The following is a 21,275-nucleotide window of genomic DNA, read 5'->3' on the forward strand; positions in this document are numbered from 1 at the left end:
CTGAGGCTAGGCGACGTGCGCGAGAAAAACGCCCGAGCCGGTCGGCATCGGGCGTTGAGGAGGAACAGAGGTGGGGCGGTCAGATCGTGCCGGTGATGCCGAGCGGGACGCCGAGCGTGCCGAACGCGCCGGGGAAGAAGGCGTCGTAGTGTCCCATGTAGGCGACGATGCCGGCGGGGCTTTTGATGGTGAGGCCGTAGAAGACGTCCTGGGTGCGCCGGTCCCCGGTGACGAAGTCGTGGACGTCGAACTCGGTGACACGCCGAGCGGGGAGGACGCGGCGGAAGACCTCCTGCCCGAGCGGGGTGCTTGTGCCCTTGAAGTTGCCGTCGAAGCGGATGGTGATCTCGACGACCTGATCCTGCTGCGTGGGGTTGAAGAGGCGGAGGTATTCGACGACGTTGGTGTTGAAGGGATCCTGCGGCCTGAAGCCTTCGCCGAACGCCCAGAAGGTGTGGGATTGGGTAGCGAAGGTGGTGCCGTTGCCGTCGTTGAAGACGGCCGTCGGGAGCGAGAGGGAGATCGGGAGGGGTGATTCAAAGAGGATGGAGTAGGCACGTCCCTGGGGGAAACCGGGGAGAGACTGGACGTTGATCTCGCCGCGTGAGAGAGCGGGGACGTCGAGTGCGGTGCGGTAGGCGCTGCCGTTCTCGAAGAGGAAGGAGAAGACAACGGAGACGCTGGCGTTGTTTGGGTTGACGATGCCGACGCGTTCTTCGGCGGCGTTGATGCCGAACTGTCCTTCCGGGGTGACGCCGGAGGTGGCTCCGAGGCCTGGCGTTGCGGCGAAGCCCTTGGCGCCCGGGGCGTCGGTGGTGATGCCGTTGTCGTAGCTGCTGACGGCGGCGACGATGGGCGCCTGTGCCTGGATGAGCGCGCCGTAGCGACCGTTGGGGACGTTGGGGAGGGAGGAGAGGTTCCAGCCGCCGCGTCGGAAGGGGGCGAGTTCCTGGGTGAGGACGATCGGGTTTCCGCCGCCGGTTGGGAGGAGCGTGGTCTCGACCTTGATGGTGATGTCGGAGATGCTCTGGAAGATGATGATGTCGAAGATGCCGTCGGCCTTCTCGACCTCGCCGATGGTCCAGGTCTGTGTGACGTCGGAGATGAAGGACTCGCCGACGGCGGAGCGGAGGCCGTCGAGGAGGAAGGTGTCGTAGTGGCTGAAGGTGGCGGCGATGGGGCGCTCGGAGCGGAGCTCGATGGCGTATGGCTCGAGTGGACGGACGAGCGAGCCGCCGGGGTTGCCGAATCCGATGTCGTACATTTCCGGGGTGTTGAGCGTGATGCCGCCGCGTGACTGCGGTGCGATGACGAAGTCGGCAAGCACCTGGTCGCGTTGCCCGGTCTCGTAGCGAGCGATGGCGAAGACGCGTGTCGGCTGGTCGTGCGGGTTGAGCATGGGAACGAAGGTGTAGATGAAGGGGCTTGCGAAGCCCTCGGGGTAGTAGGAGCGGTAGGGGAGGGTCGGGGCCTGGGAGCCGTCGGAGAGGGTCTCGGTGGAGGGGTTGGCGGTGTCGGTGGTGAGGTGTCCCGCACCGGTGCCGGTGTTGACGGCGTCGTAGAGGCTCTGCGCGGCCGAGGGGGAGTTGCCGAAGAAGATGAAGTATCGCATGGTCGTGCTCTGGCCTGCGGCGATGGAGCCGAGGTCGTAGGCGAGGACCATGACGAGGTTTGCGGAGGCGCCGTCGGGATCGTTGACGCCGAAGTCGAGCACCTGGTTGGGGTCGCGGATGACGAGCGAGTTTGGATCGACGAAGGTGGCCATGGCGCGGGTGTCGGAGGCGGGTGCGCCCATCGCCATGGTGATGCCCTGATTGAAGGCGTTGGTGATGACGCTGGACCGCATGTAGGGGACGCCGTCGAGGATGTCGTTCTGCGTATTCGGCCCGCGGTTGTCGAGATTGAGGCCCTGGTTGGCGTCGATGGCTTCCATCCACGAGACGTCGGAGATGGTGGAGGGTCCGTTGTTGGTGAGGCGGACGTCGATGGCGAGGAACGCGTCGTTGGGCCCGAAGGAGATGGTGCGTTCGACGTTGAGGGACTGACGGAAGAGTCCTTGGGCGGTGGTGCGCCGGTTGAAGGCGTCGCTCTGGCTGACCATGGTCATGGGGAGGGAGGTGGGTGAGGACGAGCCGTTGTTGAGGAACTCGTACCCGCCCGCGGACATGCCGTAGAAGGAACGGAGGCCCTGGCCGTTGGTGGCGTTCCGGAGGAACTCGATGCCGTCGAAGCGGATGCCGAGGGGCGAGCCGGCGTCGTTCATGCCGAAGGTGCCGTCGTTGTCGATGCCTGCACGGACGCGCTGTCCCGCGAGGACGTGGGAGGCGTCGCTGACGCCGCCGGAGACGGCGATGGCGAGGGTGTAGTTGCCGGTGGTCTCGGCCGGGGTGCCGCTGGTGACGTTGAAGGGGTCGTAGTCGAGGTTCGAGGCTTCGCTGACGGCGATGTAGTAGGTTCCTCCCGCTGCGAAGACGAAGCCGCCGATGCTGCTGTTGAGGGTGCCGTCCGGGGTTGAACGCTTGATCTCGTTCCCGCCGGCGTCGAGGAGTCGCAGGCCGGTGGCGAGGGTGAGTTGCCCGGTGCTTGGGTCCGCGACGGAGGTCACGACGGCATTAAGCGTGGTGCCGGCATCGACGCGGAATCTGAAGAGGTCACGGTCGAGGAGACCGAATCCGCCGTCGCCGATGTAGGCGTTTCGTGTGGCGGCGCCGGTGCCGTTGATTTCGTTGAGGTTGCGAGCGGTGGTGAGGGTGTCGTTGAGTTCGAACGGGCCGAAGATGTCGTTTTCGAGCGTGAGTTCGAGCGCCCAGGAGCGGAGGACGCCGGAGTTGAGGGCGGTGGTGTCGTTGATGACGAGGGTCCACTGTCCTGCCGCGGACTCGCCGTCGAACCTGTTGAGCGCGTTGGTGGGTCGGTAGGAGCCGGAGTACGGGGTGGCAGCGGTGACGATGGACCGTGCGGCCTCATCATCGAAGAGGACGTTGTCGAAGTCCTGGCCGTTGGAGCCGTGCCGATCGAAGAGGACGACTTCCGTGCCTCGCGGGCTGATGAGCGAGATTCGGAGGTCGGAGACGAAGGTGTGGTCGAGGTCGAGTCGGAGGTTGACGTCGCGGATGGCGCGTGCGTCCGCGACGGTGACGGAATCGGAGGTCGTGCCCTGTGTGCCTGTCGGTGGGACGGCGACTGGAGCGTCGAGGTTGTCCGGGATGGTGATGCGATCCTCGCCGACGAGTTCGATGCCGAGCGAGAGGTTGTAGTTGCCGGTGGACTGGGTCACGCCGCTGGCGGCGATGGTGGGGCTGTAGTCGTCGTTGGGGAATCCGGAGACGCCGACGTAGTAGGTTCCGCCGGTGGAGACGAAGTAGTCGAGGTAGGCGTCAGGTCCGTTGAACTGGTCGTTGAAAGCGAGTTCGTTGCCGAGGGCGTCGAAGAGTCGGAGGTAGGAGTCGAACTGCGAGGGGATCTGGAGGTTTTTGGCGTCGACGCGTGCGGTGATGAGTCCGCCGCGCGGCATGGTGATGCGGAAGATGTCGACGTCGAGGCCGGCGTGGAGGCCGTCGCCGAGGAAGAGGCCGTTGAAGTTGGCCTTGCCGCTGGCGTTGAAGGAGACGGGAGTTGCGGTGGCGAGAGTGTCGTTTGGTTCGAGGCTGCCGCCGACGCCGACGACCTCGAACTCGTAGACCTCGTCGGTCCCGCCGTTGGAGTCGCCCTTGAGGAGGTTGCCGAGGAGGTCGCGGATCTTGGGGTCGCCGGGGGTGCCGGCGTGGAGGGTGAGTCGGTATTTACCGAGGAGGAGGCGTTGCTGCGGGACGTTGGTGAGGTCGAGCGAGATGTGGATGATGGCGTCGTTGTCGGGGTCGATGTCGACGGAGGAGATGGTGATGACGGTCGAGTCGTCGCCGGTTCCGAAGAGGCCGTCGGGGCCTGCGTAGAGGAAGGAGGCGGAGTCGATGGCGAGGACGGACGCGTCGATGGACTTGTTGAACTCGACGGTGATGGTGTCGATGGGGAGGCCTGTGGAGGGGTCGTTGCGTCCGGTGACGGGGCCCGGGTCGATGCGCTTCACGACCGGCCCGTCGATGCCGATGATGTTCAAGGCCCTGATGAGATTGAGTCGGCCGCCGGAGACAACGCGATTCTGGAGGGTTGGGAGGATGTCCACGCTGTCGATGAGTGTCTGGCGGACTTCCTGTGCGGAGGCCTGGGGACGGTGCGTCTTGAGGAGCGCGACCGCGCCGACGACCATGGGAGCGGCGAAGGAGGTGCCGGACCCGAATCCGTACCCGCCGCCGACGGTCGTGGAATAGACCTGCACGCCGGGCGCGCCGAGGTCCACGGTCTTTGCGCCGTAGTTGGAGAAGCCGGCGAGGGCGTCGTTGTTGTCTGTGGCGGCGACGGCGATGAGACCCGGGATGTTGTAGGAGGTTGGGAAGAACGTGATGTCTGGATCGTCGTTGTCGAAGGCGCTGTTGCCGGCGGCGGCGACGAACGTGCCCCCGGCCTGGATGAACCGCTCGATGGCGTCCTTCTCGGCGTCGAAGCCCGTGGGCACGTCTGCGTAGAAGGCCTGGTCGAAGGCGCCGTAGCTGTTGTTGCTGGCGACGATGTTGTGCCCCTCGCCGATCATCATGGTGAGGTAGTCGTGCGCGCCGACGATGGCGGAGAGGAGCGCGTTTCCGTTGCTGTTGGGGATCTTGAGGGGGAGGATGGACACGTCCCATGCGACGCCCGAGATTCCGACGCCGTTGTTGCCGACCGCGCCGATAATGCCGGAGACGAAGGTGCCGTGCCCGTACCACGGTCCGGTGTTGATGTTCTCGCTGGGGTCGTTGTCGAGGTCGCCGAAGTCCCAGCCGTTGAGGTCGTCGACGAATCCGTTGCCGTCGCTGTCCACGCCGTTCCCGCTCTCGTTGGGGTTTCGCCAGATGTTGGCGGCGAGGTCGGGGTGGCTGAAGTCGATGCCGGAGTCGATGACGGCGACGATGACGTCGCGGGATCCGATGGTGACGTCCCATGCCGCGGCCGCGCCGACGTCGGCCCCTGCGGTGCCGAACCCGCTGCCCGGGATGAACTGGCCCGTGTTGTCGAGCTGCCATTGGTTCGTGAAGAGCGGGTCGTTGGGGAGCTGCTGCTTGTGGTAGACGGCGTTGGGTTCGATGGCCTTGATGCCCTCGACGGCGTGGAGCGCCGCCTCGATCGCCCACTGGTGCGGTCTCTGTGTGGAGTCGATCGTCGCGTATCGCCCGCGGCCGACGGACCGGATGGTCGCCTCGTCGATCCCCATAGCGTCTGCGATGCGGCGTGCGGCGTCGATCGCGCCCTCGTCGCCGAGCGCATCGTCGAAGGTGACCATCCACGATCCTGCCTTTGCCTCGATCGACCCCCCGCGCCAGGCGACGTGCTCGACGACGCCCACGCGGCCGTTCGCCGATGCGGGCAGCGGCCCGACGAACGGGTCGATCGCGGAGAGCAGCACGCGCTGTTCGAGCGTGTCGATCGTCGCTCGTTCGAGCGGTGCGCCCGAGGCTCGGGCGACGGAGGCTGCGGAACGGCGGGCGTGCGCGCCCGGAACGCGGAAGATGCTCGACATCTCAGGACTCCCGAGCCTTGGGGTCAGGCCTCGCTCATGCGAATCGTTTGTCTCGGCGCTCCGCTCGAGGTGGGTCGGCGAGCGGTGGAGGCCCCGCGCACCGCGTGGGCGCAGGCCCCCGGCCGAATGCACTGTCGTGCTACAGCATATCCGCAATCGTGCTGGCGTGGTTCCTCCCACCATTATCCACACGTTCGATCGTAGTTTGTTTGGGTATCACTCAATCGCTCCTCACCCCCACGCCGCTGGCAGCATCGCCCGTTCCTCCGCCCCGCCGGCAAGCCGGAGCGATGCTTGAAGTGCGCGTTCGGGCCACTCGGTGTTTTCCGTGCCGTCGATGGTGTTGAGCCAACGTTTCGTCGCGGCAAGAGCGGCCGCGGACTTGGGTATGAGCCGCTGTGCGAGTTCGAACGCGGCGGTACGAACCGAGTCGGGATCGGGCACACTGCGCCAGACCCACCCGAGGCGGGCGGCTTCGCGCCCTGAGATCAGGCCCGTATCCAGCAGCCGTTCTCGGCATAGAGCGTCGCCGACGGCGGCACGGAGGAAAGGCGCGGAAACAGCCGGTGAAACGCCGAGGCGGAGCACGGGGTAACCGAGCCGGGCCTCGTCGTTGGCGATGACGAAGTCCGCGCCGCCGAGGAGGGCACATCCGCCGGCGACGGCTGCGCCGTGGGCGGCTGCGACGACGGGAACGCGGCAAGCCCGGAGCGACCGGACGGCCATGGACAGTCCACGCAGCAACGATTTCATGGTGTCGCCGATCGGATCGTCCTTGCAGAGCGAGAGATCGAAGCCGGCGCAGAAGGCCTGGCCGGCACCTTGAAGGACGATGACGCGCGCAGACTGCGCCGCCTGATCGACCATTCCCGGGATCGCGTCGAGCATCTCTGGGGTGAGGGCGTTGCGGCGGTCGGGTCGGTCGAGGGTGATGGAGGCGATCGTGCAGTCGAAGTCGAGCCGGATCATCAGACGCCCCCTCGCTCGGCAAGGGCGACGAGGCGCTCGGCAAAGGCCGATGCCGCAGCGAGGCGTTCGCGGTCGACGCCGGTTACGAAACCCGCCCGCTCGACGGCGTGGATAAGGAGGACGGTGGCGATGTTGCCCGGTGCGCGTGCTTCGTCGGTGGACGCGAAGGGGCAGCCGCCGAGGCCGCCGGCGGCGGCATCAAAGGAGCGAACGCCCGCCGCCAGGGCGGTAGCGACGCACTCGGCGGCGCGTCCGGTCGTGTCGTGCAGGTGGAGCGTGAGCGGGGCTTCGCCGTCGTCGCGGAGGGAGAAGTCGCCGACGACCGTGCGCATGGCGTCGAGGACGGGCGCGAGCGATTCGGGCGTCGCCGCGCCGATGGTGTCGCCGAGGTCGATCTCATCCACGCCGGCGTCGAGGAGGATGGACGCGACTTCAGCCACTCTGGCGGGTGGAACGTCCCCTTCGAAGGGACAACGGATGATGCAGGAGACGTAGCCTCTGACGCGCAGGCCCGATCCGTGGGAGAGGGCAACGACAGGCCGGAAGCGCTCGACGCTCTCAGCGATGGTGGCGTTGACGTTCTTGCGGGTGAAGGTCTCGCTGGTGGCAGTGAAGACGGCGACCTTGTCGATGACTCGTCGTCCTGCGTGCTCGTTGACGCGGAGGGCCGCCTGCGCCCCTCGGTCATTGGGCACGAGCGCGGAGAAGACGAGTTCCGGAGGCTTGAGGTCCGCGACGGCCTCAAAGAGCTGGACGGCATCGCCGAGTTGGGGCACCCACTTTGGGCTGACGAAACTGGTGACTTCGACCTCGTCGACTCCCGTGAGCGTGAGGAGTTCGACGAGTCTCGCCTTGTCGTCGGTGGGGATGGCGTGCGGCTCGTTCTGGAGGCCGTCGCGGGGGGAGACATCGGTGATCCGCACTCGCTCGCTCACGCCGGGCATTGTAAAGGCCGGCGGGTCGTCGGGGGTTTATCGGCCGGTCGCGCGGGAGACGGCGCGGATCGTGCGGGCGGCCCGCTTTCCCCTGCGGCGGGGACGGGGTCGGCGGGGCGATCGCACCCCCGGCCTTGTTCCGATGCTCTGGCCATGCACTCCGGAGGCCCGACCATGCGCTGCCCGTGCTGCGGATTCGGCATGTCCGAGGTCGTCTACGAGGGGGTCCACGTCCATTCGTGCGGCGGGTGCGGCGGTGAGTTCCTGGGCGGGGAGGAACTGGCACACATCGTCCGCGTGCGCGAGATGACCTTCTGCCGGGCGATCATCGACGAGATGGCCCGGCGCGAGCCGACCTTCGGCATTCCCGAGGAGGAAGAGGAGACCGGCGTGAACTGCCCCGCGTGCGGAGAGTGCATGGACGTCATCAACTACGGCGTGGACAGCGGCATCGTGGTGGACCGCTGCACGGAGTGCCAGGGCCTGTGGCTCGACAACGAGGAGCTGGAGAAGGTTCAGGCGCTCATGGAGCGCTGGCAGGACGAGGCGCCGGCGAAGATTCGCGCCGTCGCGGATGAACTGGCCTCGGGGCGCAAACGCTCGGAGGCGGGCGTGCAGGTGTCGCGCTTCGCGTTTGTCAACGCGTTGATCGACCGCATCGCACGGGCGGCATGAGTCCTCGCCGGCTCACTCGGCGCGCCTGAAGAGGTCGAGGAACCGGTCCTCGTATTCCTTGAACACGCCGAGCCGGTCGAGTTCCGCCTTGAGGTCCATCGCGAGGCGGCGGTCGGCCTGGGCGTCCTCGAAGAGTTGCTCGATGCGCTTGCGGGCGGCGGCGTCGAGGCGTTTCTTCGCAGACGGTTCGGCAGGCTCGGGCGGTTCGTCCGGCGCGTCCGCAACGGCGAACTCGCTCTCATCGTCATCTTCGCCCTCGGTCATCTTCTGCATGCGGTCGAGCATCTTGAGCAGCGCGCCCTCGACGATCCGACCGTGCTCGGTCAGTTCCGCCATATCGATCGAGACGCCCGCCAGTTCCGAGAACGACTCGAGGACGACCCGCGCGGCCTTGGGGTTCGGGACGTTGGCGGCGTAGAAGGGGATCTCGCCGAGCAGGCAGAGCCCCGGGAGGTTGCGCTCCATGGCGGCGGCGAGGAGGACGCCGTTCAGGCCGCCGATCTGCCCGCCCTCGACGGGCTGCGCTCCGCTGCGGACGAGTTCTTCGAGGAGCAGCGGCGAGGTCGCGGCGGCGTGTACGGCGGGCTCGTCGGTCGGATGCACCTGCGAGGCCATCGAGGCGAAGGTGATGACGCGTTCGATGTCGAAGGCGGCGGCTCGTTCCAGCAGCCGCTGCGCGAACATGTACCCGCCGTGTGTGGGCTGGGCTTCGCCGAGGAAGACGATGAGCGGCCGCCCCGACGCGCCCTCCGGCGTCCGGTAGAAGACGCTGCGGGGCAGGCGCGTCTGCTCGATGATCCCCGACACCACGTCCACCTGCCCGATGTCGAACTGTTCGGGGGCGTGAACCTCGGCGAAAGGGCGGAGTGCGAGTTGCTTGATGAGATACCCGGCGGCGATGACCGCCACGTTGCCCATGCCGGGCCAGGCGGCGAGGAGCCAGGGACGGAGGGGAGTGGAGGGTGTCTCGGGCATGGCGGCAGTCCGAGTTGATGTGCCGCGACGTGGAACCCCCCCGCGTCGCGCGTTCGCGAAGTCTCTGGCCGAGGGTTGCGACCACTGGCCACGAGTTGGTAGGCTAGGCGCCGATGCGGCAGACCATGGAGAGGATCACGACGCGAGCCAGCCATCGGAGCGTCGTCGGTGGCGGACGTCCGATCGCGTGCGCGTTCACGCTGATCGAGCTGTTGGTCGTCGTCGCGATCATCGCCCTCCTGGTCGGCCTCCTGCTGCCAGCGCTGGCGCACGCCCGCGAAGCGGGCAGGGCGACGGTCTGCCTCGCCAACCAGAAGAGCCTGGCGACGGCGTTCGTCATGTACGCCGACGACAACGACGACGGGATCGTGTCGTCATGGACAGATCGGCGCGACCACGACCACAGTTGGGCCGACTGGCCCATGCTCCCCGACGGCGGATACATGAGCACCTACGCCCTCCAGCAGGCGAAGGACACGGAAGGCCACAAGAGGGGCATCCGCAACGGCAAACTCTACCCCTACCTGGAGAACGTCGAGGCGTATCACTGCCCTTCCGACCTCCGCGCGCGCGGGCGCGGCGTCGCCGGTGCGATCGCCTTCCGAACCTACTCGATGCCCAACTGGGTCAGCGGGGACGAGAAGTGGGAGTCGTACATCGGCGGGCACACGGTGACGCGCCGGATGAGCGCGGTGCAGTTCCCGACATCGAAGTTCGTTTTCATCGAAGAGTCCGATCCGCGGGGCGTGAACATGGATTCGTGGGTCATGCACCTCGACCAGGAGAAGTGGATCGACCCTCTGACCGTGTGGCACAAGGACACCAGCACGATCGGGTACGCCGACGGTCATGCCGAGGTCCACGTGTGGCAGGATCGGCGGACCATCACCATGAGTCGGAACCAGAAGTTCGATGTTCCGTGCCCCGGCAACGCGGACTGGGCGTACCTGGCGGGGGCGTGGATGAACACGAAGCGGAACTGACGCCGGGGTCCTCCTGGCGAAGCGGAGAAGGGATGCTTCGCTCAGCGGCCCTCTTCGGTGAAGTCGGCCGGCGCGACCAGCGGCCGCGCCCGCACGCCCTCGAAGGTGATCGTAACGGATCGGATCGTGCCGTCGGCGTCGAAGTGCATCTCGTCAATGCACACGACGCGGTGATGCGGGCTTGTCCTGCCCAGCGGCCGCCGGTGATACACGATGTACCACGTGTCCGATCCTGGCACGGGGATCACCGAGTGGTGTCCCGCGCCGGTCGCCACCTCCGGATCCTGCTGGAGAATCTTGCCCACTCGTCGGAAAGGCCCGATCGGAGAGTCGGCGATCGCGTACGCCACCGAGTAGTGCGGGCCGCCCCAGCCGCCCTCGGACCACATCAGGTAGTAGCGGCCGCCGCGCTTGAAAACGAACGGCCCCTCGACGTATTGCTCCGGCGTGATCTCCTTGAAGGTCTCGCCGTCCTCGAAGGGGACGAGGCTCAGCAGGTCCGGGGCGAGTTTGACGACGTTGCACCGCCGCCAGCCGCCGTAGTACATGTAGTACTGGCCGTCGTCGTCGCGGAAGACGAACTGGTCGATCGGCTGTGCGCCGTTGTGGAAGCGGTCGATGAGCGGTCTGCCCAGGGCGTCCTTGAAGGGGCCTGCGGGGTTGTCCGCGACGGCGATGCCGATGCCGCCGATCTCTTCGTTGTTCTGGATGTCGTTGGCGGCGAAGAAGAGGTAGTAGCGGTCGTTGGCGTGGACGGCGGCTGGGGCCCAGAGGGCGTACTCGCCCCACGAGACGTCGGCAAGGTCGAGCACGCGTGGGTGCTTCGTCCAGTGCACCAGGTCGGGGGAACTGAACGCGTCGAAGTACGTCTGCTTGTGGTACTGCGGATTAATGGGGCGTTGCCGCTGCTCTCCTGCAGCCGCCCGTTCGTCCGCGACGCTCTCTCCCCAGTCGTCGCTCCAGGTCGGATAGACCCAGTACAGGTCGCCGAAGACGACCGCCTCGGGATCCGCGTACCAGCCCTCGAAGACGGGGTTGCCGGAGAGGCCGCGTGCCTTGAGGTCGGGGTCGGCGCTCTGGGCGTTGAGCGGCGTCGCGACGAACGCGAACACGATGATCGGGGGGAGTCGCATTCGCACAACTTTATGCGATGATGGGGGACTTCTCCCCATGGACACCCGAGACCCTGTGGAGACCGGGCCTTGGACGACAGGACCTCATGAGCGGGCGCACTTCGATCCCACCGCAGCACACGGGACGCTCAGCACGACGCACACCGGCATCGAGCATACGGCACGCCGCGGCACCGCGCACTGACGGAGCCTCTCTCGCGCTTCTCACCGCAGGGGCGTCCCTTCGGCTCTCCGCCGGGGCCTCGACGGCATGGCGTGCGGCTTCGTCGGGTGCGGATATGATGGCGCCATGCCGATCGACGCCGAGAGCCTGCTGAAGCGCATCACCCAGAAGCCGGGGCAGTGTGGGGGTCGCCCCTGCATCCGAGGGCTGCGGATCCGGGTGATGGACGTGCTCGAGATGCTGGCGGAGGGAGTCAGCGAGGACGAAATCCTCGCGGACTTCCCCGACCTGGAGCGTGACGACATCCGGGCGTGCCTGGTCTTCGCGGCGAGACGGGCCGCGCACGTGCAGGTGGCGGCGTGAAACTCTGGCTCGATGCGCAGCTTCCACCGGCCATCGGGTCATGGATCGCTACTACGTTTGACGTGGAGTGCGAGCACGTTCGGGACACGCCCTATGCCGTGGCGGATGACGGAGCGATCTTCGAGGCGCTGCGCAAGCCCGGGCAGGTGATCGTGACGAAGGACGAGGACTTCGCGGATCTCGTCACGCGTCTGGGGCCCCCTCCGCAGGTGCTCTGGGTCAGGGTCGGCAACGTGACGAATAGAGCGCTCCGAGAGTTCTTTGGGGCGGCTCTTGAGAGAGCGCTGGGATTGCTCGACTCGGGCGAACCACTCGTCGAAGTCCACAGGGCACCGAGATAGAGCTCCTCACGTCTGCAGCACCCCCGTCCGGAACTCGCGTGAGTAGTCCCAGTTCCGCGTCGCGTCGAGGGCGGCGATGAGTTCGTCGCGGGTGCGGTGGGGCTGGATGATGCGGTCGACCCAGCCGCGGGCGGCGCCGTGGCGGATGTCCTGCTGCTCGTTGTAGGACGCGCGTACGGCGTCGAGGATCGCACGGTGGGTCTCGGGGTCGATGGTCTCACCCTTTCGTTCCCGGCTCTTCTCCTCGATCATGGCGAGCGTGCCGGTGGCCTGGGCCGCGCCCATGACGGCGCACTTGGCGCTGGGCCATGCGAAGGAGAGGAACTGGTCGAAGGCGCGGCCGCACATGGCGTAGTTGCCCGCGCCGTAACTTCCTCCCATGATGACGACGATCTTGGGCACGACGCAGTTGCTCATGGCGTTGACGAGTTTCGCGCCGGCGCGGATGATGCCCGCCTGCTCGCTGTCGCGCCCGACCATGAAGCCGGTGGTGTCGTGAAAGAAGACGATGGGAATCCTGCGCTGGTTGCAGTCCATAATGAAGCGGGCGGCCTTGTCGGCGGAGTCGTCGTAGATTACGCGGGGCATGTTGGTCGACTTCGACGGTCCGGCGCGGCCGCCGGGCATGGTGCGCGTGGTCAGGCGGCACTGGTTGGCGACGATGCCGCAGGGATGCCCGCCGATGCGTGCGTAGCCGCAGACGAGCGATCGGCCGTACTCCGACTTGTATTCGTCGAAGTCGGGGGCGAGGGACTGGTGACCTTCGGTATTGGGAACCGCGTTCGAGTCGACGAAGCACGCGATGATTTCCTTCACGTCGTACTGCGCGCCGGGCTTGTCGGTGAAGATCGAGTACACGTCCGCGGCGTCGCGGTACGACGAAGCGGTCGAGCGTGTCGCGTCGCGGCTCGTCGCCGGTGCGTACTTCGCGGCCAGCGAGCGCACGCGGACGAGGCACGCCTCGTCGTCCGGCTCGCGGAAGTCGATGGTTCCGCTGACGCTCGCGTGCATCTCCGCGCCGCCGAGTTCCTCGTCCGAGACCTGCTGCCCGATCGCCGCCTTCACCAGGGCGGGGCCGGCGAGGTACAGGCCCGACCCCTCCGTCATCAGCAGCGTGTCGCACAGCACGGGCAGGTACCCTCCGCCGGCCACGCAGTAGCCCATGATGGCCGCGATCTGCGGAATGCCGTCCGCGCTGAGCACGGCGTTGTTGCGGAAGATGCGCCCGAAGTCGTCGGTGTCCGGGAAGACGTCCTCCTGCATGGGCAGGTAGACGCCCGCCGAGTCGACGAGGTAGATCAGCGGCAGGCGGGCCATATGGGCGATGGTCTGGGCGCGGATGATCTTCTTGCAGGTCATCGGGAAGAATGCGCCTGCCTTCACGGTGGCGTCGTTGGCGATGATCATGTGCGGTCGGCCGTGGAGGAGGCCGATGCCGGTGACGACGCCGGCCGCGGGCGCGCCGCCGTGCTCGGCGTACATGCCGTGGGCGCACCAGAGTCCGAGTTCGGTGAAGTTGGGAGTTTCGTCGCGGTGGGGGTCGATCGCGGTCGCGGAGGCGGGGGAGGCGCCCGCCCGACCTGTGGAGGGGACATCGACAAGTCGGGCGATGCGTTCGTGTGCGGTGAGTCGGTTCTTGGCGTGCTGGCGTTCAATGGCCTTGGCGCCGCCGCCGTGGCGGATCTCGCGCTCGGTGCGGAGGAACTCGTCGGTGAGTCGGCGAAGGTCGTTGGCGGTCGCGGTCAAGTCGCGGCTCCTCGTCGGCTGGTTCGTAGCGTAGCGGGCGTGGTCGGGAGGCCTGACATGTCGGTGAGTGCAGTCGGTGCATGGAAGGGCGGGAGCGGTTATCCACCGCGGTGCGAGCGATGCAAGAGCTTGCGGTTGCTTGACTTGCAGGAAGTTGCGAGCAGGACAGATTCCGTACATTGACAGTTCGTTCGGTCTTTGGTACAGTCCGTCTGCCGGGCCCGCGGCCAGCACCGCCCCCGGCCGGGTGGAGTGCGACGGGCGCGACCCCGACCCGTGCTGGGACCGGCACGATGGGCACCGGCTGACTCCCGGGGCGCGGCGTGCGGCGAAAGGACGGCGGATCATGGCTTCCACGAAGGAGAACGGCGCGGTCGAGATCAAACTCGAGGACAAGAGCAAGCGGCAGGCTCTCGCCAATGCGCTCGCGCAGATCGACAAGGCGTTCGGTCGCGGCTCCATCATGCGGCTCGACGAGGAGGCGTATCTGGCGGTGCCGGGCATCTCGACCGGCGCGCTCTCGCTCGACCTCGCGCTCGGAGGGCGCGGCATCCCGCGCGGGCGCATCATCGAGGTCTTCGGCCCTGAGTCCAGCGGCAAGACGACGCTCGCGCTCTCCGTCGCGGCGAACGCGCAGCGCGCGGGCGGGGTGGCGGCGTTCATCGACGCGGAGCACGCCCTCGACCCCTCCTGGGCGAAGCGGATCGGGGTCAACATCGACGAACTGCTCGTCAGCCAGCCCGACACCGGCGAGCAGGCACTCGAAATCTGCGAGCTCCTCGTGCGGTCCAATGCTGTGGACGTGATCGTGGTAGACTCGGTGGCCGCGCTCATTCCCAAGGCGGAGATCGAGGGCGAGATGGGCGACGCGCACGTCGGCCTCCAGGCCCGCCTGATGAGCCAGGCGATGCGCAAGCTCACCGGCGTCATCGCCCGGTCCAACTGCACGGTCATCTTCATCAACCAGATTCGTGAGAAGATCGGCGTGATGTTCGGCAGCCCCGAGACCACGCCCGGCGGCCGCGCCCTGAAGTTCTACGCTTCGGTCCGCATCGACATCCGGCGGACGAGCGCGATCAAGGACGGCGAGACCAACGTCGGCAACCGGGTGCGGGCGAAGGTCGTGAAGAACAAGGTCGCCCCCCCCTTCCGTGACGCCGAGTTCGACATCATGTTCAACGAGGGCATCTCGATGGCGGGCGATCTGCTCGACCTGGCCGTCGAGGAAAAGGTCGTGCAGAAGAGCGGGGCGTGGTTTGCCTACGGCGACGTTCGGCTCGGACAGGGGCGTGAGAACGCCAAGCAGTTCATCAAGGACAACCCGGACCTGGCTGCGGAAATCCGCGAGGCGGTCCTGAACGCCCGGCTGCCTGGGCGCAAGCACGTCGGCGCGGCGGTTGTGTCTGCCGCGCCGGACCTGGAGGAGGTCGAGGCCTGACCACGGCGCGCGGCCTGGTGGGCCGGTTCGGTTGTCCCGGTTGCGGGTCCGGGGCTACCCTTCCGGCCCACCGTTGCGGACGTGGCGGAACTGGCAGACGCGCTAGGTTCAGGTCCTAGTGGGAGTAAAATCCCGTGGAGGTTCGACTCCTCTCGTCCGCATGTTGACCCAGCCGGCCCGGGACCGTCCCGGGCCGGTTTGCTTTCAGGCTCGCCCACCCGCGATCGGACGGGTATGTTGCCCGACCATGGCCCTCATCTATTGCGGTATCGACGAGGCGGGATATGGGCCGATGCTCGGTCCGCTCTGCGTCGGGTTCGCCGCGTTCCGCGTCGAGGGGTGGACGGTGGGGGAATCCGCCCCGGACCTGTGGGGGGCGCTCGGGTCGGGCGTCTGCCGCGACCCGGGTGACAAGCGAGGCCGCGTCGCCGTCGCGGACTCCAAACGGCTGAAACTCTCGAACCAATCGAAGTCGCGCCACCCACTGACGCACCTCGAGCGGGGCGTGCTCGCGTTTGCCGGCGTGGGGGGCGATGCGCCGCGCGACGACGCCGCGTTGTTCGCCGCGCTCGGGGCACGGCTGGAGGATCGTCCGTGGTACCTGGGCGAGGCGGAGCCGCTGCCGGTGTCGTGCTCGGTTGAGTCGCTCGCGTTCGCGCGCAACACGGTCGCGCTCGCGTGCGAGTCGGCGGCGGTAGAGCCGATCGCGGTGGCGTGCATCACGGTGGGGGAGAGGGAGTTCAACGAGGAGATTCGTCGCGGGGGGAGCAAGGCGGCGGTGACGGCGTCCGCCTTCGCCCGGTACCTTCGCCGCGTGGTCGATCGCTGGGCGGACGGGCCGGACTCGGTGCGCGTGGTGTGCGACCGGCACGGCGGACGGCGGAGTTATGCAGCGATGATCCGGTCTGCCGCGCCGGGGCGTGCCGTCGAAGTCCTTGAAGAGAGCGAACGGTGCAGCCGGTACTCGGTGGGGGGCGAGGGTCTGATCGTGCAGTTTCGGCCCGAAGCGGAGGACGCGCACCTGCCTGTCGCGCTGGCGTCGATGACGGCCAAGTTCGTCCGCGAACTGGCGATGGCGCGGTTCAACCGCTACTGGTGCGCCCGCGTGCCGGAACTGAAGCCGACGGCGGGCTACGTGCAGGACGCCCGCCGCTGGCTCGGCGACCTGAACGGCGTGCTCACCGAGTCCGAGCGGGAGACACTGGTGCGAATGGCGTAGCGTCTGATGCTTGATGTCTTGATGCCGCGTGGCTTGATCCCTTCCACCAGGTCACATGCCCGACTCCCGGAACATGCTGGACCTCGCCGCCCGCCTCGCCCTGCGCGCCGCCGGCGACGTGGAGCCGAACCCGATGGTGGGCGCGGCGATCGTTCGCGACGGCGTGGTGATCGGGCTTGGGCACCACCGGCGATTCGGCGGCCTGCACGCGGAGCGAGAGGCGCTGGCGGATTGTCGTCGGCGCGGGCACGACCCGCGCGGAGCGACGGTGTTCGTGACGCTCGAACCGTGCTGCCACCACGGGAAGCAGCCGCCGTGCACGGATGCGCTGATTGAAGCCGGTGTCGCGCGCGTCGTGTTCGCGCGGCCGGACCCGCACGAGACGAGCGGCGGCGGGGCGTCGATCCTCCGCGCAGCCGGGATCGCGTGCGAGGGGGCGAGCGATTCCGCGCTCGCGGTTCGGATCGGCGATCCGTTCGTCAAACGAGTGACGACGGGGCTGCCGTGGGTCGTCGCCAAGTGGGCGCAGTCGCACGACGGGCGGCTTGGGAGCCGTCCGGGCGTGCCTCGGTGGATCTCGTGCGAGGCCTCGCGGCGGCGTGTCCACTGCCTGCGTGCGCGTGTCGATGCCATCGTGACCGGGATCGGCACGGTGGTGACCGACGACCCGATGTTGACGGCGCGGGGCGTGCGCGTGCATCGCATGGCGCGCCGGGTTGTGATCGACGCGAGGCTGGAGACGCCGCTCGGGTGCGCGCTCGTGCGGACGGCTCGGGAAGTGCCCACGACCATCGTGACGGCGGGTGAGCCGGAGGCTGCGACCCGTCGCGTGATGGAGTCGGCGGGCGTGGAGGTGACCGTGGTCGGCGGATCGGAGCGGGTCGATCTGCTGGCCACGATGCGTCTGCTCGTTGAGCGATATGGGGCGACGACCGTGCTGCTTGAGGCCGGCCCGCGTCTGCTGGCGTCGATGCTGGAGGAAGGGTTGGTGGACGTTGTCCTGACTCACACCGCTCCGCCGAACGGGGCCGATGACGCGCCGCTCATGCAAGCGGAGGCGTGCCTGCGCGGCATGATCGGCGACGCGGGCCGGCTTGCGCTCGTGCGCACGAAGCGTGTCGGCGTGGACCTTGAGCGCTGGTACTGCGCGGTCAGGTCTTGACCGATCGGTGAAACGCCAGCCCGTCCTGAACGGTCGCGCCGACGGGTTCGCCGTTCGCTTCGACGGTGAGGCGTGTGCCCGGGGCGGCGTGTGCCGAGCGCACCATCGCGAAGCAGATGGGCACTCCCCCGAGCATCGGCGAGATGGTAGAACTCGTCACTGCGCCGATGGGCTTTTCGTTCGCGTCGTCCGCGAGAACGGCGTCGCCGGTGACCGGCTGCGGCGTCTCACGGCCGTCGCCGGGTGCGTCGAACCTCAGCGCGACGAGCCGCTGCTTCGGCTGGCCGAGCGATTCCATTCGTGCCACGACCTCCTGCCCGAGATAGCAGCCTTTTCGGAAGGAGACGCGATCGTGCAGCAGGCCCGTCTCGTGCGGGAGTGAGTCCGGTCCGAAGTCGAGGTAGTAGAGGGGCGTTCCTGCCTCGATGCGGGCGACGTTGTAGGCCAGCCAGCCGATCGGGCGTACGCGCGCCCGCTCCGTGCCTGGGTCGAAGGTCTCGGGCGCGTCCCATCGCCAGCCGCCGGCGTCGAGGAGCCGATCGAAGACTCTCGTCGCGGCGCTCGTGGGGACGAAGAGTTCCAACCCCGGCACGCCGGCGGAATCGTCGCGGAGGACGATCACGTCCGCGGCAGCGATGCGGGCGATCACTGCCTCGCCGTCTTGGAGCGACGCCGCGCGCCGCGTGCTGGCGGGTTCGGCGGCGTGGTCGATCAGTGTGGCGGCCGTGAGGCCGTGCAGGTCGAGGCGGTGGATCTCGCTTGTTGCGTCGCGGAAGGCCACGTCCTCGGTGAAGATGAAGGCGGGGAGGGTTTCGAGCGTGCGCTTGAGCGCGTGGGTGTCGAGTTCGAGGAGCGTTCGGTCTCCGAGTTCGATGACGCGGAGGTCGGCGTCGATACGCCCCTTGCGATTGAGCCAGAACGAACGGCGTGCGTGCATCGGCTGTTGGCCGCGGAGTTCCTGGGTGACCATGCGGTTGAGGAAGTCGAGACGATCCGCGCCGGTTGCTTCGATCACGGCACGGTGCGGGAGGTCGAGCAGGCCGCACGACGTGCGTATGGCGGCGTACTCGAGCGGCATCGGACCGAACGCCTGGATCACCTCGACAACGAGGACCGGGTCGCCCGGGGCGGCGTAGGGGGAGGTGAGCGGTTGCGCAGAAGCCGTGTGCGCGATGATGGGGCTTGGGTGCGACATGCCGTCAGACGGTAGCGCGAGGCCGGCGCGGGCGTCCGGGCAGGTCCGGCAGGGACAGGGTTCAGAAGTCGCGGCGGGCGAAGATGACGCACGAGAGGGCGAGGACAACGGCCTCGAAGGCGAAGGAGGTGCCGAGCACCCAGAGGGCGGAGCGTTCGCGGAGGAGTTCGGTGGTGCGCATAGCGACTTCGTGATCGCTGACCTTCACTGTCGCGGTTTGCTCATCGACGGTGGTGCGTCGTGGTTCTTCACCCGCACTCATGAGGGTGTCCAGGTCCGCCATAGAGACGAGTGAGCGTTCGAGGAGGGCGATCGTTTCGCCGGTCTTGGGCACGATGGTCTTGGCCGTGAAGATCATTCGGGACCATTTCGCGGCCTGCGCGGCGGTCTTCTCCGCGCTCGCCCGCTTCTCGCGCAGACCCTTGAGGAACGGGTTGACGCCTGCGATCTCCTCGTCGGTGGGGTGGTAGTCCTCGGGGAGTTCCTCGCCCAGCGATCGGCGCTCGGCGATCAGGAGTTGACGTGTGTTGTCCTCGGCCTGCGCGACTTGAGTGATCAGGGCGTCGCGCTGGGCTTCCGCCATGGACCGCCACTGGACGAGCGCTCCGTCCGTGGCGTTCAGAATGAAGATGAAGAACCAGAAGAGGAGCGTGAGGAGCAGCGAGGCGATGGTGGATCGGGTGAGCAGGCCGAACAGGACGCACATGCAGAAGAGGAAGCTGAAGAAGGCGACGACGAGCGGTACGGCGAGGAGGAGTGCCGGCTCCCATTCGCCGCCGCGGACGCCGATGACGACGAACGAGGCGAGGCTGAACACGCCGACCTGGAGGGTGACGAAGAGCAGTCCGGCGGCGTACTTTGTGAGGAAGAGCCGGACGCGTGAGATCGGCTTGGAGAGCATCATCTCGATCGAGCCATCGGCGATGAGGTCCGGGATCATCCCGGCGGTGGTGATGAGGGCGAGGATGGCGGCGATCCATGCAAGCCAGATGTTCAGCCCGAGGTTGAGGAACATGGTCTTGTAGAGAAGAGCGGGCGGGAGGATGTCGCTGTTGAGTGGGATGAAGTCCAGCCTGAACCAGAGGATGGTGAGCCCCTGCTTGTCGATGCCGACGGCCGCGAAGGCAGCCACGACCAGCCCCGAGAGCATCAGGGTGATCCAGAAGAGTTTGCGCGAGTTGAGTTCGCGGTAGGCGTCGGCGAAGAGGGCGGCGGTCTGGCGCATCATCATGGCTTTCGCCCCTTGCGGGCGCGATCCGCGCCGGGCTTGAGCGTCGCGCCCGTGTTCGGGTCGGTGACGGCCTGCATGAAGAGGTCTTCGAGCGACGGGCGGTGCTGGCGGATGGAGCGGATGATCGCGCCGCGCTCGCGCAGGGCGTCGATGATCGGCTGGATCGTTGCCGGCTCGGCGGCGCCGATGCGGAGGGTGGCACGGTCGATTTCGAGCCACTCGCCCGAGGCCAGTTGGCCGTGGTAGCCGGCGCGGCGCGCCAAGGGGGAGTGCGTGGGCGGCGTGCGCCCGGCCGTTTCATCGCTCGGGGGGGGCGAGATCGTCGTGTTCTCGTCGTGGCGGATCGCTTCGGGCAGGGCGCGCTGGAAATACGCCGCTGCTGCCTCTGGTTCCGCGGCCAGTTCGATCTCGTAGCGCCGCTTGTCGGCGGTCAGTTCGTCGATGGTGCCCTGCTGCACGACGCGACCCTGGACGAGGATCGCCACGCGGTCGCAGACCATCTCCAGTTCGGAGAGCAGGTGCGAGTTGATGAAGACGGTCCGCCCCTCGGAGCGGAGCCGCTGCACGATCTCGCGGATGTCGCGCCGTCCGACCGGGTCCACGCCGTCGGTCGGCTCGTCGAGGAGGACGACCTCGGGGGAGTTGACGAGGGATTGCGCGATGCCGATGCGTTGGCGCATGCCCTTGGAGTAGGAGCCGACCTTCTTTCCGGCCCACTCCTTCATGCCGACGAGTTCGAGGAGTTCGCCGGTGCGACGCCTCCTGTCCGCGTGCGGCACGCCGACGAGCGCACCGTAGAAGTCCACGACCTGGGAGCCTGTGAGGTACGGCGGGAATCGGTGGTGCTCGGGGAGGTAGCCGACCTTGGCGAGGGTCGGCTTGTGCCCGACCTGCTCGCCGAGCATGGTGCCGCGGCACTCGGAAGGGCGGATGACCGTCATCAGGATTTTGACGAGGGTGGACTTTCCCGCGCCGTTCGGTCCGAGCAGACCGAAGACCTCGCCGCGGCGGACCTGCATGTCGATGCCGCAGAGGGCGCGGATGCGGCCGCGGTAGGTCTTGGCCACGTGGTGCAGGTCGATGACAAGACCGTTGCTGCGCGAGGCGTGGACTGCGAGTTCGGCTGCGGCGGTCATGCGGGTTTGCTCCCCCGGCTC

16 protein-coding genes and 1 tRNA gene are annotated in these 21,275 nt (G+C 67.6%); 8 read left to right on the top strand and 9 right to left on the bottom strand.

The annotated features are described in order from the left end of the window. Positions 1-79 precede the first annotated feature (79 nt). Genes FBT69_04795 through FBT69_04805 form a run of 3 tightly spaced genes read right to left on the bottom strand, consistent with a single transcriptional unit; the run spans position 80 to position 7,503 of the window. Positions 80-5,773 carry a hypothetical protein gene (locus FBT69_04795; GenBank protein ID MDL1904119.1) on the bottom strand — a complete coding sequence of 1,898 codons (5,694 nt, stop codon included), beginning with the start codon at positions 5,771-5,773 and terminating at the stop codon, positions 80-82. Between the two features lie 48 nt (positions 5,774-5,821). After that, positions 5,822-6,559, bottom strand: coding sequence for an enoyl-CoA hydratase/isomerase family protein (locus FBT69_04800; protein MDL1904120.1), 738 nt, complete (start codon positions 6,557-6,559; stop codon positions 5,822-5,824). Next, the gene (locus tag FBT69_04805) at positions 6,559-7,503 is read right to left on the bottom strand and encodes a hydroxymethylglutaryl-CoA lyase (protein MDL1904121.1); all 945 of its coding nucleotides are present in this window, start codon (positions 7,501-7,503) and stop codon (positions 6,559-6,561) included. The genes FBT69_04800 and FBT69_04805 overlap by 1 nt, the downstream gene beginning before the upstream one ends. A gap of 144 nt (positions 7,504-7,647) precedes the next feature. Here FBT69_04805 and FBT69_04810 point away from each other — a divergent pair, with 144 nt between their 5' ends. Further along, positions 7,648-8,169 (top strand): hypothetical protein, encoded by a 522-nt coding sequence (locus tag FBT69_04810; protein ID MDL1904122.1) that lies wholly within the window; start codon positions 7,648-7,650, stop codon positions 8,167-8,169. A gap of 12 nt (positions 8,170-8,181) precedes the next feature. Here FBT69_04810 and FBT69_04815 read toward each other — a convergent pair whose 3' ends face one another. Continuing rightward, complete coding sequence (locus tag FBT69_04815) at positions 8,182-9,144, bottom strand: hypothetical protein (protein MDL1904123.1); 963 nt, start codon at positions 9,142-9,144, stop codon at positions 8,182-8,184. A 113-nt stretch (positions 9,145-9,257) separates the two neighbouring features. On the opposite strand from FBT69_04815, the gene FBT69_04820 reads away from it, so the two are divergent. Then, a complete protein-coding gene (locus FBT69_04820; GenBank protein ID MDL1904124.1) occupies positions 9,258-10,127 on the top strand; it encodes a DUF1559 domain-containing protein in 870 nt (289 codons plus the stop codon). Positions 10,128-10,168: 41 nt separating this feature from the next. Here FBT69_04820 and FBT69_04825 read toward each other — a convergent pair whose 3' ends face one another. Next, the gene (locus tag FBT69_04825; GenBank protein ID MDL1904125.1) at positions 10,169-11,260 is read right to left on the bottom strand and encodes an arabinan endo-1,5-alpha-L-arabinosidase; all 1,092 of its coding nucleotides are present in this window, start codon (positions 11,258-11,260) and stop codon (positions 10,169-10,171) included. A 289-nt stretch (positions 11,261-11,549) separates the two neighbouring features. On the opposite strand from FBT69_04825, the gene FBT69_04830 reads away from it, so the two are divergent. Continuing rightward, positions 11,550-11,786: a DUF433 domain-containing protein gene (locus tag FBT69_04830; GenBank protein ID MDL1904126.1), complete on the top strand. Its 237-nt coding sequence runs from the start codon at positions 11,550-11,552 to the stop codon at positions 11,784-11,786. Next, positions 11,783-12,127 carry a hypothetical protein gene (locus FBT69_04835; GenBank protein ID MDL1904127.1) on the top strand — a complete coding sequence of 115 codons (345 nt, stop codon included), beginning with the start codon at positions 11,783-11,785 and terminating at the stop codon, positions 12,125-12,127. Before FBT69_04830 ends, FBT69_04835 begins: the two co-directional genes overlap by 4 nt. Positions 12,128-12,133: 6 nt before the next feature. Here FBT69_04835 and FBT69_04840 read toward each other — a convergent pair whose 3' ends face one another. Continuing rightward, on the bottom strand, positions 12,134-14,053 hold the full coding sequence (locus FBT69_04840) for an acyl-CoA carboxylase subunit beta (GenBank protein MDL1904128.1): 1,920 nt from the start codon (positions 14,051-14,053) through the stop codon (positions 12,134-12,136). 166 nt (positions 14,054-14,219) lie between these two features. On the opposite strand from FBT69_04840, the gene recA reads away from it, so the two are divergent. From recA to ribD, 4 genes are all read left to right on the top strand, one after another. Next, positions 14,220-15,311, top strand: coding sequence for a recombinase RecA (gene recA, locus FBT69_04845; protein MDL1904129.1), 1,092 nt, complete (start codon positions 14,220-14,222; stop codon positions 15,309-15,311). 75 nt (positions 15,312-15,386) lie between these two features. Beyond that, positions 15,387-15,472: transfer RNA gene (locus FBT69_04850), tRNA-Leu, on the top strand. An 86-nt stretch (positions 15,473-15,558) separates the two neighbouring features. Next, a complete protein-coding gene (locus FBT69_04855; GenBank protein ID MDL1904130.1) occupies positions 15,559-16,530 on the top strand; it encodes a hypothetical protein in 972 nt (323 codons plus the stop codon). Positions 16,531-16,585: 55 nt separating this feature from the next. Beyond that, entirely contained in the window at positions 16,586-17,692 is a 1,107-nt protein-coding gene (gene ribD, locus FBT69_04860) for a bifunctional diaminohydroxyphosphoribosylaminopyrimidine deaminase/5-amino-6-(5-phosphoribosylamino)uracil reductase RibD (protein ID MDL1904131.1), read from the top strand. On the opposite strand, the gene FBT69_04865 is transcribed toward ribD, so the two are convergent. The 3 genes from FBT69_04865 to FBT69_04875 all read right to left on the bottom strand — a co-directional run bounded on the left by FBT69_04865 (position 17,682) and on the right by FBT69_04875 (position 21,254). Continuing rightward, entirely contained in the window at positions 17,682-18,887 is a 1,206-nt protein-coding gene (locus tag FBT69_04865; GenBank protein ID MDL1904132.1) for an aminomethyl transferase family protein, read from the bottom strand. The genes ribD and FBT69_04865 overlap by 11 nt on opposite strands. Before the next feature lie 61 nt (positions 18,888-18,948). After that, positions 18,949-20,118, bottom strand: coding sequence for an ABC transporter permease (locus tag FBT69_04870; GenBank protein MDL1904133.1), 1,170 nt, complete (start codon positions 20,116-20,118; stop codon positions 18,949-18,951). Further along, positions 20,115-21,254, bottom strand: a complete 1,140-nt coding sequence (locus tag FBT69_04875) for an ABC transporter ATP-binding protein (GenBank protein ID MDL1904134.1) — start codon at positions 21,252-21,254, stop codon at positions 20,115-20,117. The genes FBT69_04870 and FBT69_04875 overlap by 4 nt, the downstream gene beginning before the upstream one ends. Positions 21,255-21,275: the final 21 nt, after the last annotated feature.

Origin of the sequence: Synechococcales cyanobacterium CNB (genome assembly GCA_030263455.1) — a bacterium.
GTDB lineage: Bacteria > Planctomycetota > Phycisphaerae > Phycisphaerales > UBA1924 > CAADGN01.

Bases quoted from the DNA above. Each gene is read 5' to 3' on its own strand.
- FBT69_04795 (MDL1904119.1), bottom strand. From the start codon at position 5,773: ATGGTGGGAGGAACCACGCCAGCACGATTGCGGATATGCTGTAGCACG.
- FBT69_04800 (MDL1904120.1), bottom strand. From the start codon at position 6,559: ATGATCCGGCTCGACTTCGACTGCACGATCGCCTCCATCACCCTCGAC.
- FBT69_04805 (MDL1904121.1), bottom strand. From the start codon at position 7,503: ATGCCCGGCGTGAGCGAGCGAGTGCGGATCACCGATGTCTCCCCCCGC.
- FBT69_04810 (MDL1904122.1), top strand. From the start codon at position 7,648: ATGCACTCCGGAGGCCCGACCATGCGCTGCCCGTGCTGCGGATTCGGC.
- FBT69_04815 (MDL1904123.1), bottom strand. From the start codon at position 9,144: ATGCCCGAGACACCCTCCACTCCCCTCCGTCCCTGGCTCCTCGCCGCC.
- FBT69_04820 (MDL1904124.1), top strand. From the start codon at position 9,258: ATGCGGCAGACCATGGAGAGGATCACGACGCGAGCCAGCCATCGGAGC.
- FBT69_04825 (MDL1904125.1), bottom strand. From the start codon at position 11,260: ATGCGACTCCCCCCGATCATCGTGTTCGCGTTCGTCGCGACGCCGCTC.
- FBT69_04830 (MDL1904126.1), top strand. From the start codon at position 11,550: ATGCCGATCGACGCCGAGAGCCTGCTGAAGCGCATCACCCAGAAGCCG.
- FBT69_04840 (MDL1904128.1), bottom strand. From the start codon at position 14,053: ATGTACGGAATCTGTCCTGCTCGCAACTTCCTGCAAGTCAAGCAACCG.
- recA (MDL1904129.1), top strand. From the start codon at position 14,220: ATGGCTTCCACGAAGGAGAACGGCGCGGTCGAGATCAAACTCGAGGAC.
- FBT69_04855 (MDL1904130.1), top strand. From the start codon at position 15,559: ATGGCCCTCATCTATTGCGGTATCGACGAGGCGGGATATGGGCCGATG.
- ribD (MDL1904131.1), top strand. From the start codon at position 16,586: ATGCCCGACTCCCGGAACATGCTGGACCTCGCCGCCCGCCTCGCCCTG.
- FBT69_04865 (MDL1904132.1), bottom strand. From the start codon at position 18,887: ATGTCGCACCCAAGCCCCATCATCGCGCACACGGCTTCTGCGCAACCG.
- FBT69_04870 (MDL1904133.1), bottom strand. From the start codon at position 20,118: ATGATGATGCGCCAGACCGCCGCCCTCTTCGCCGACGCCTACCGCGAA.
- FBT69_04875 (MDL1904134.1), bottom strand. From the start codon at position 21,254: ATGACCGCCGCAGCCGAACTCGCAGTCCACGCCTCGCGCAGCAACGGT.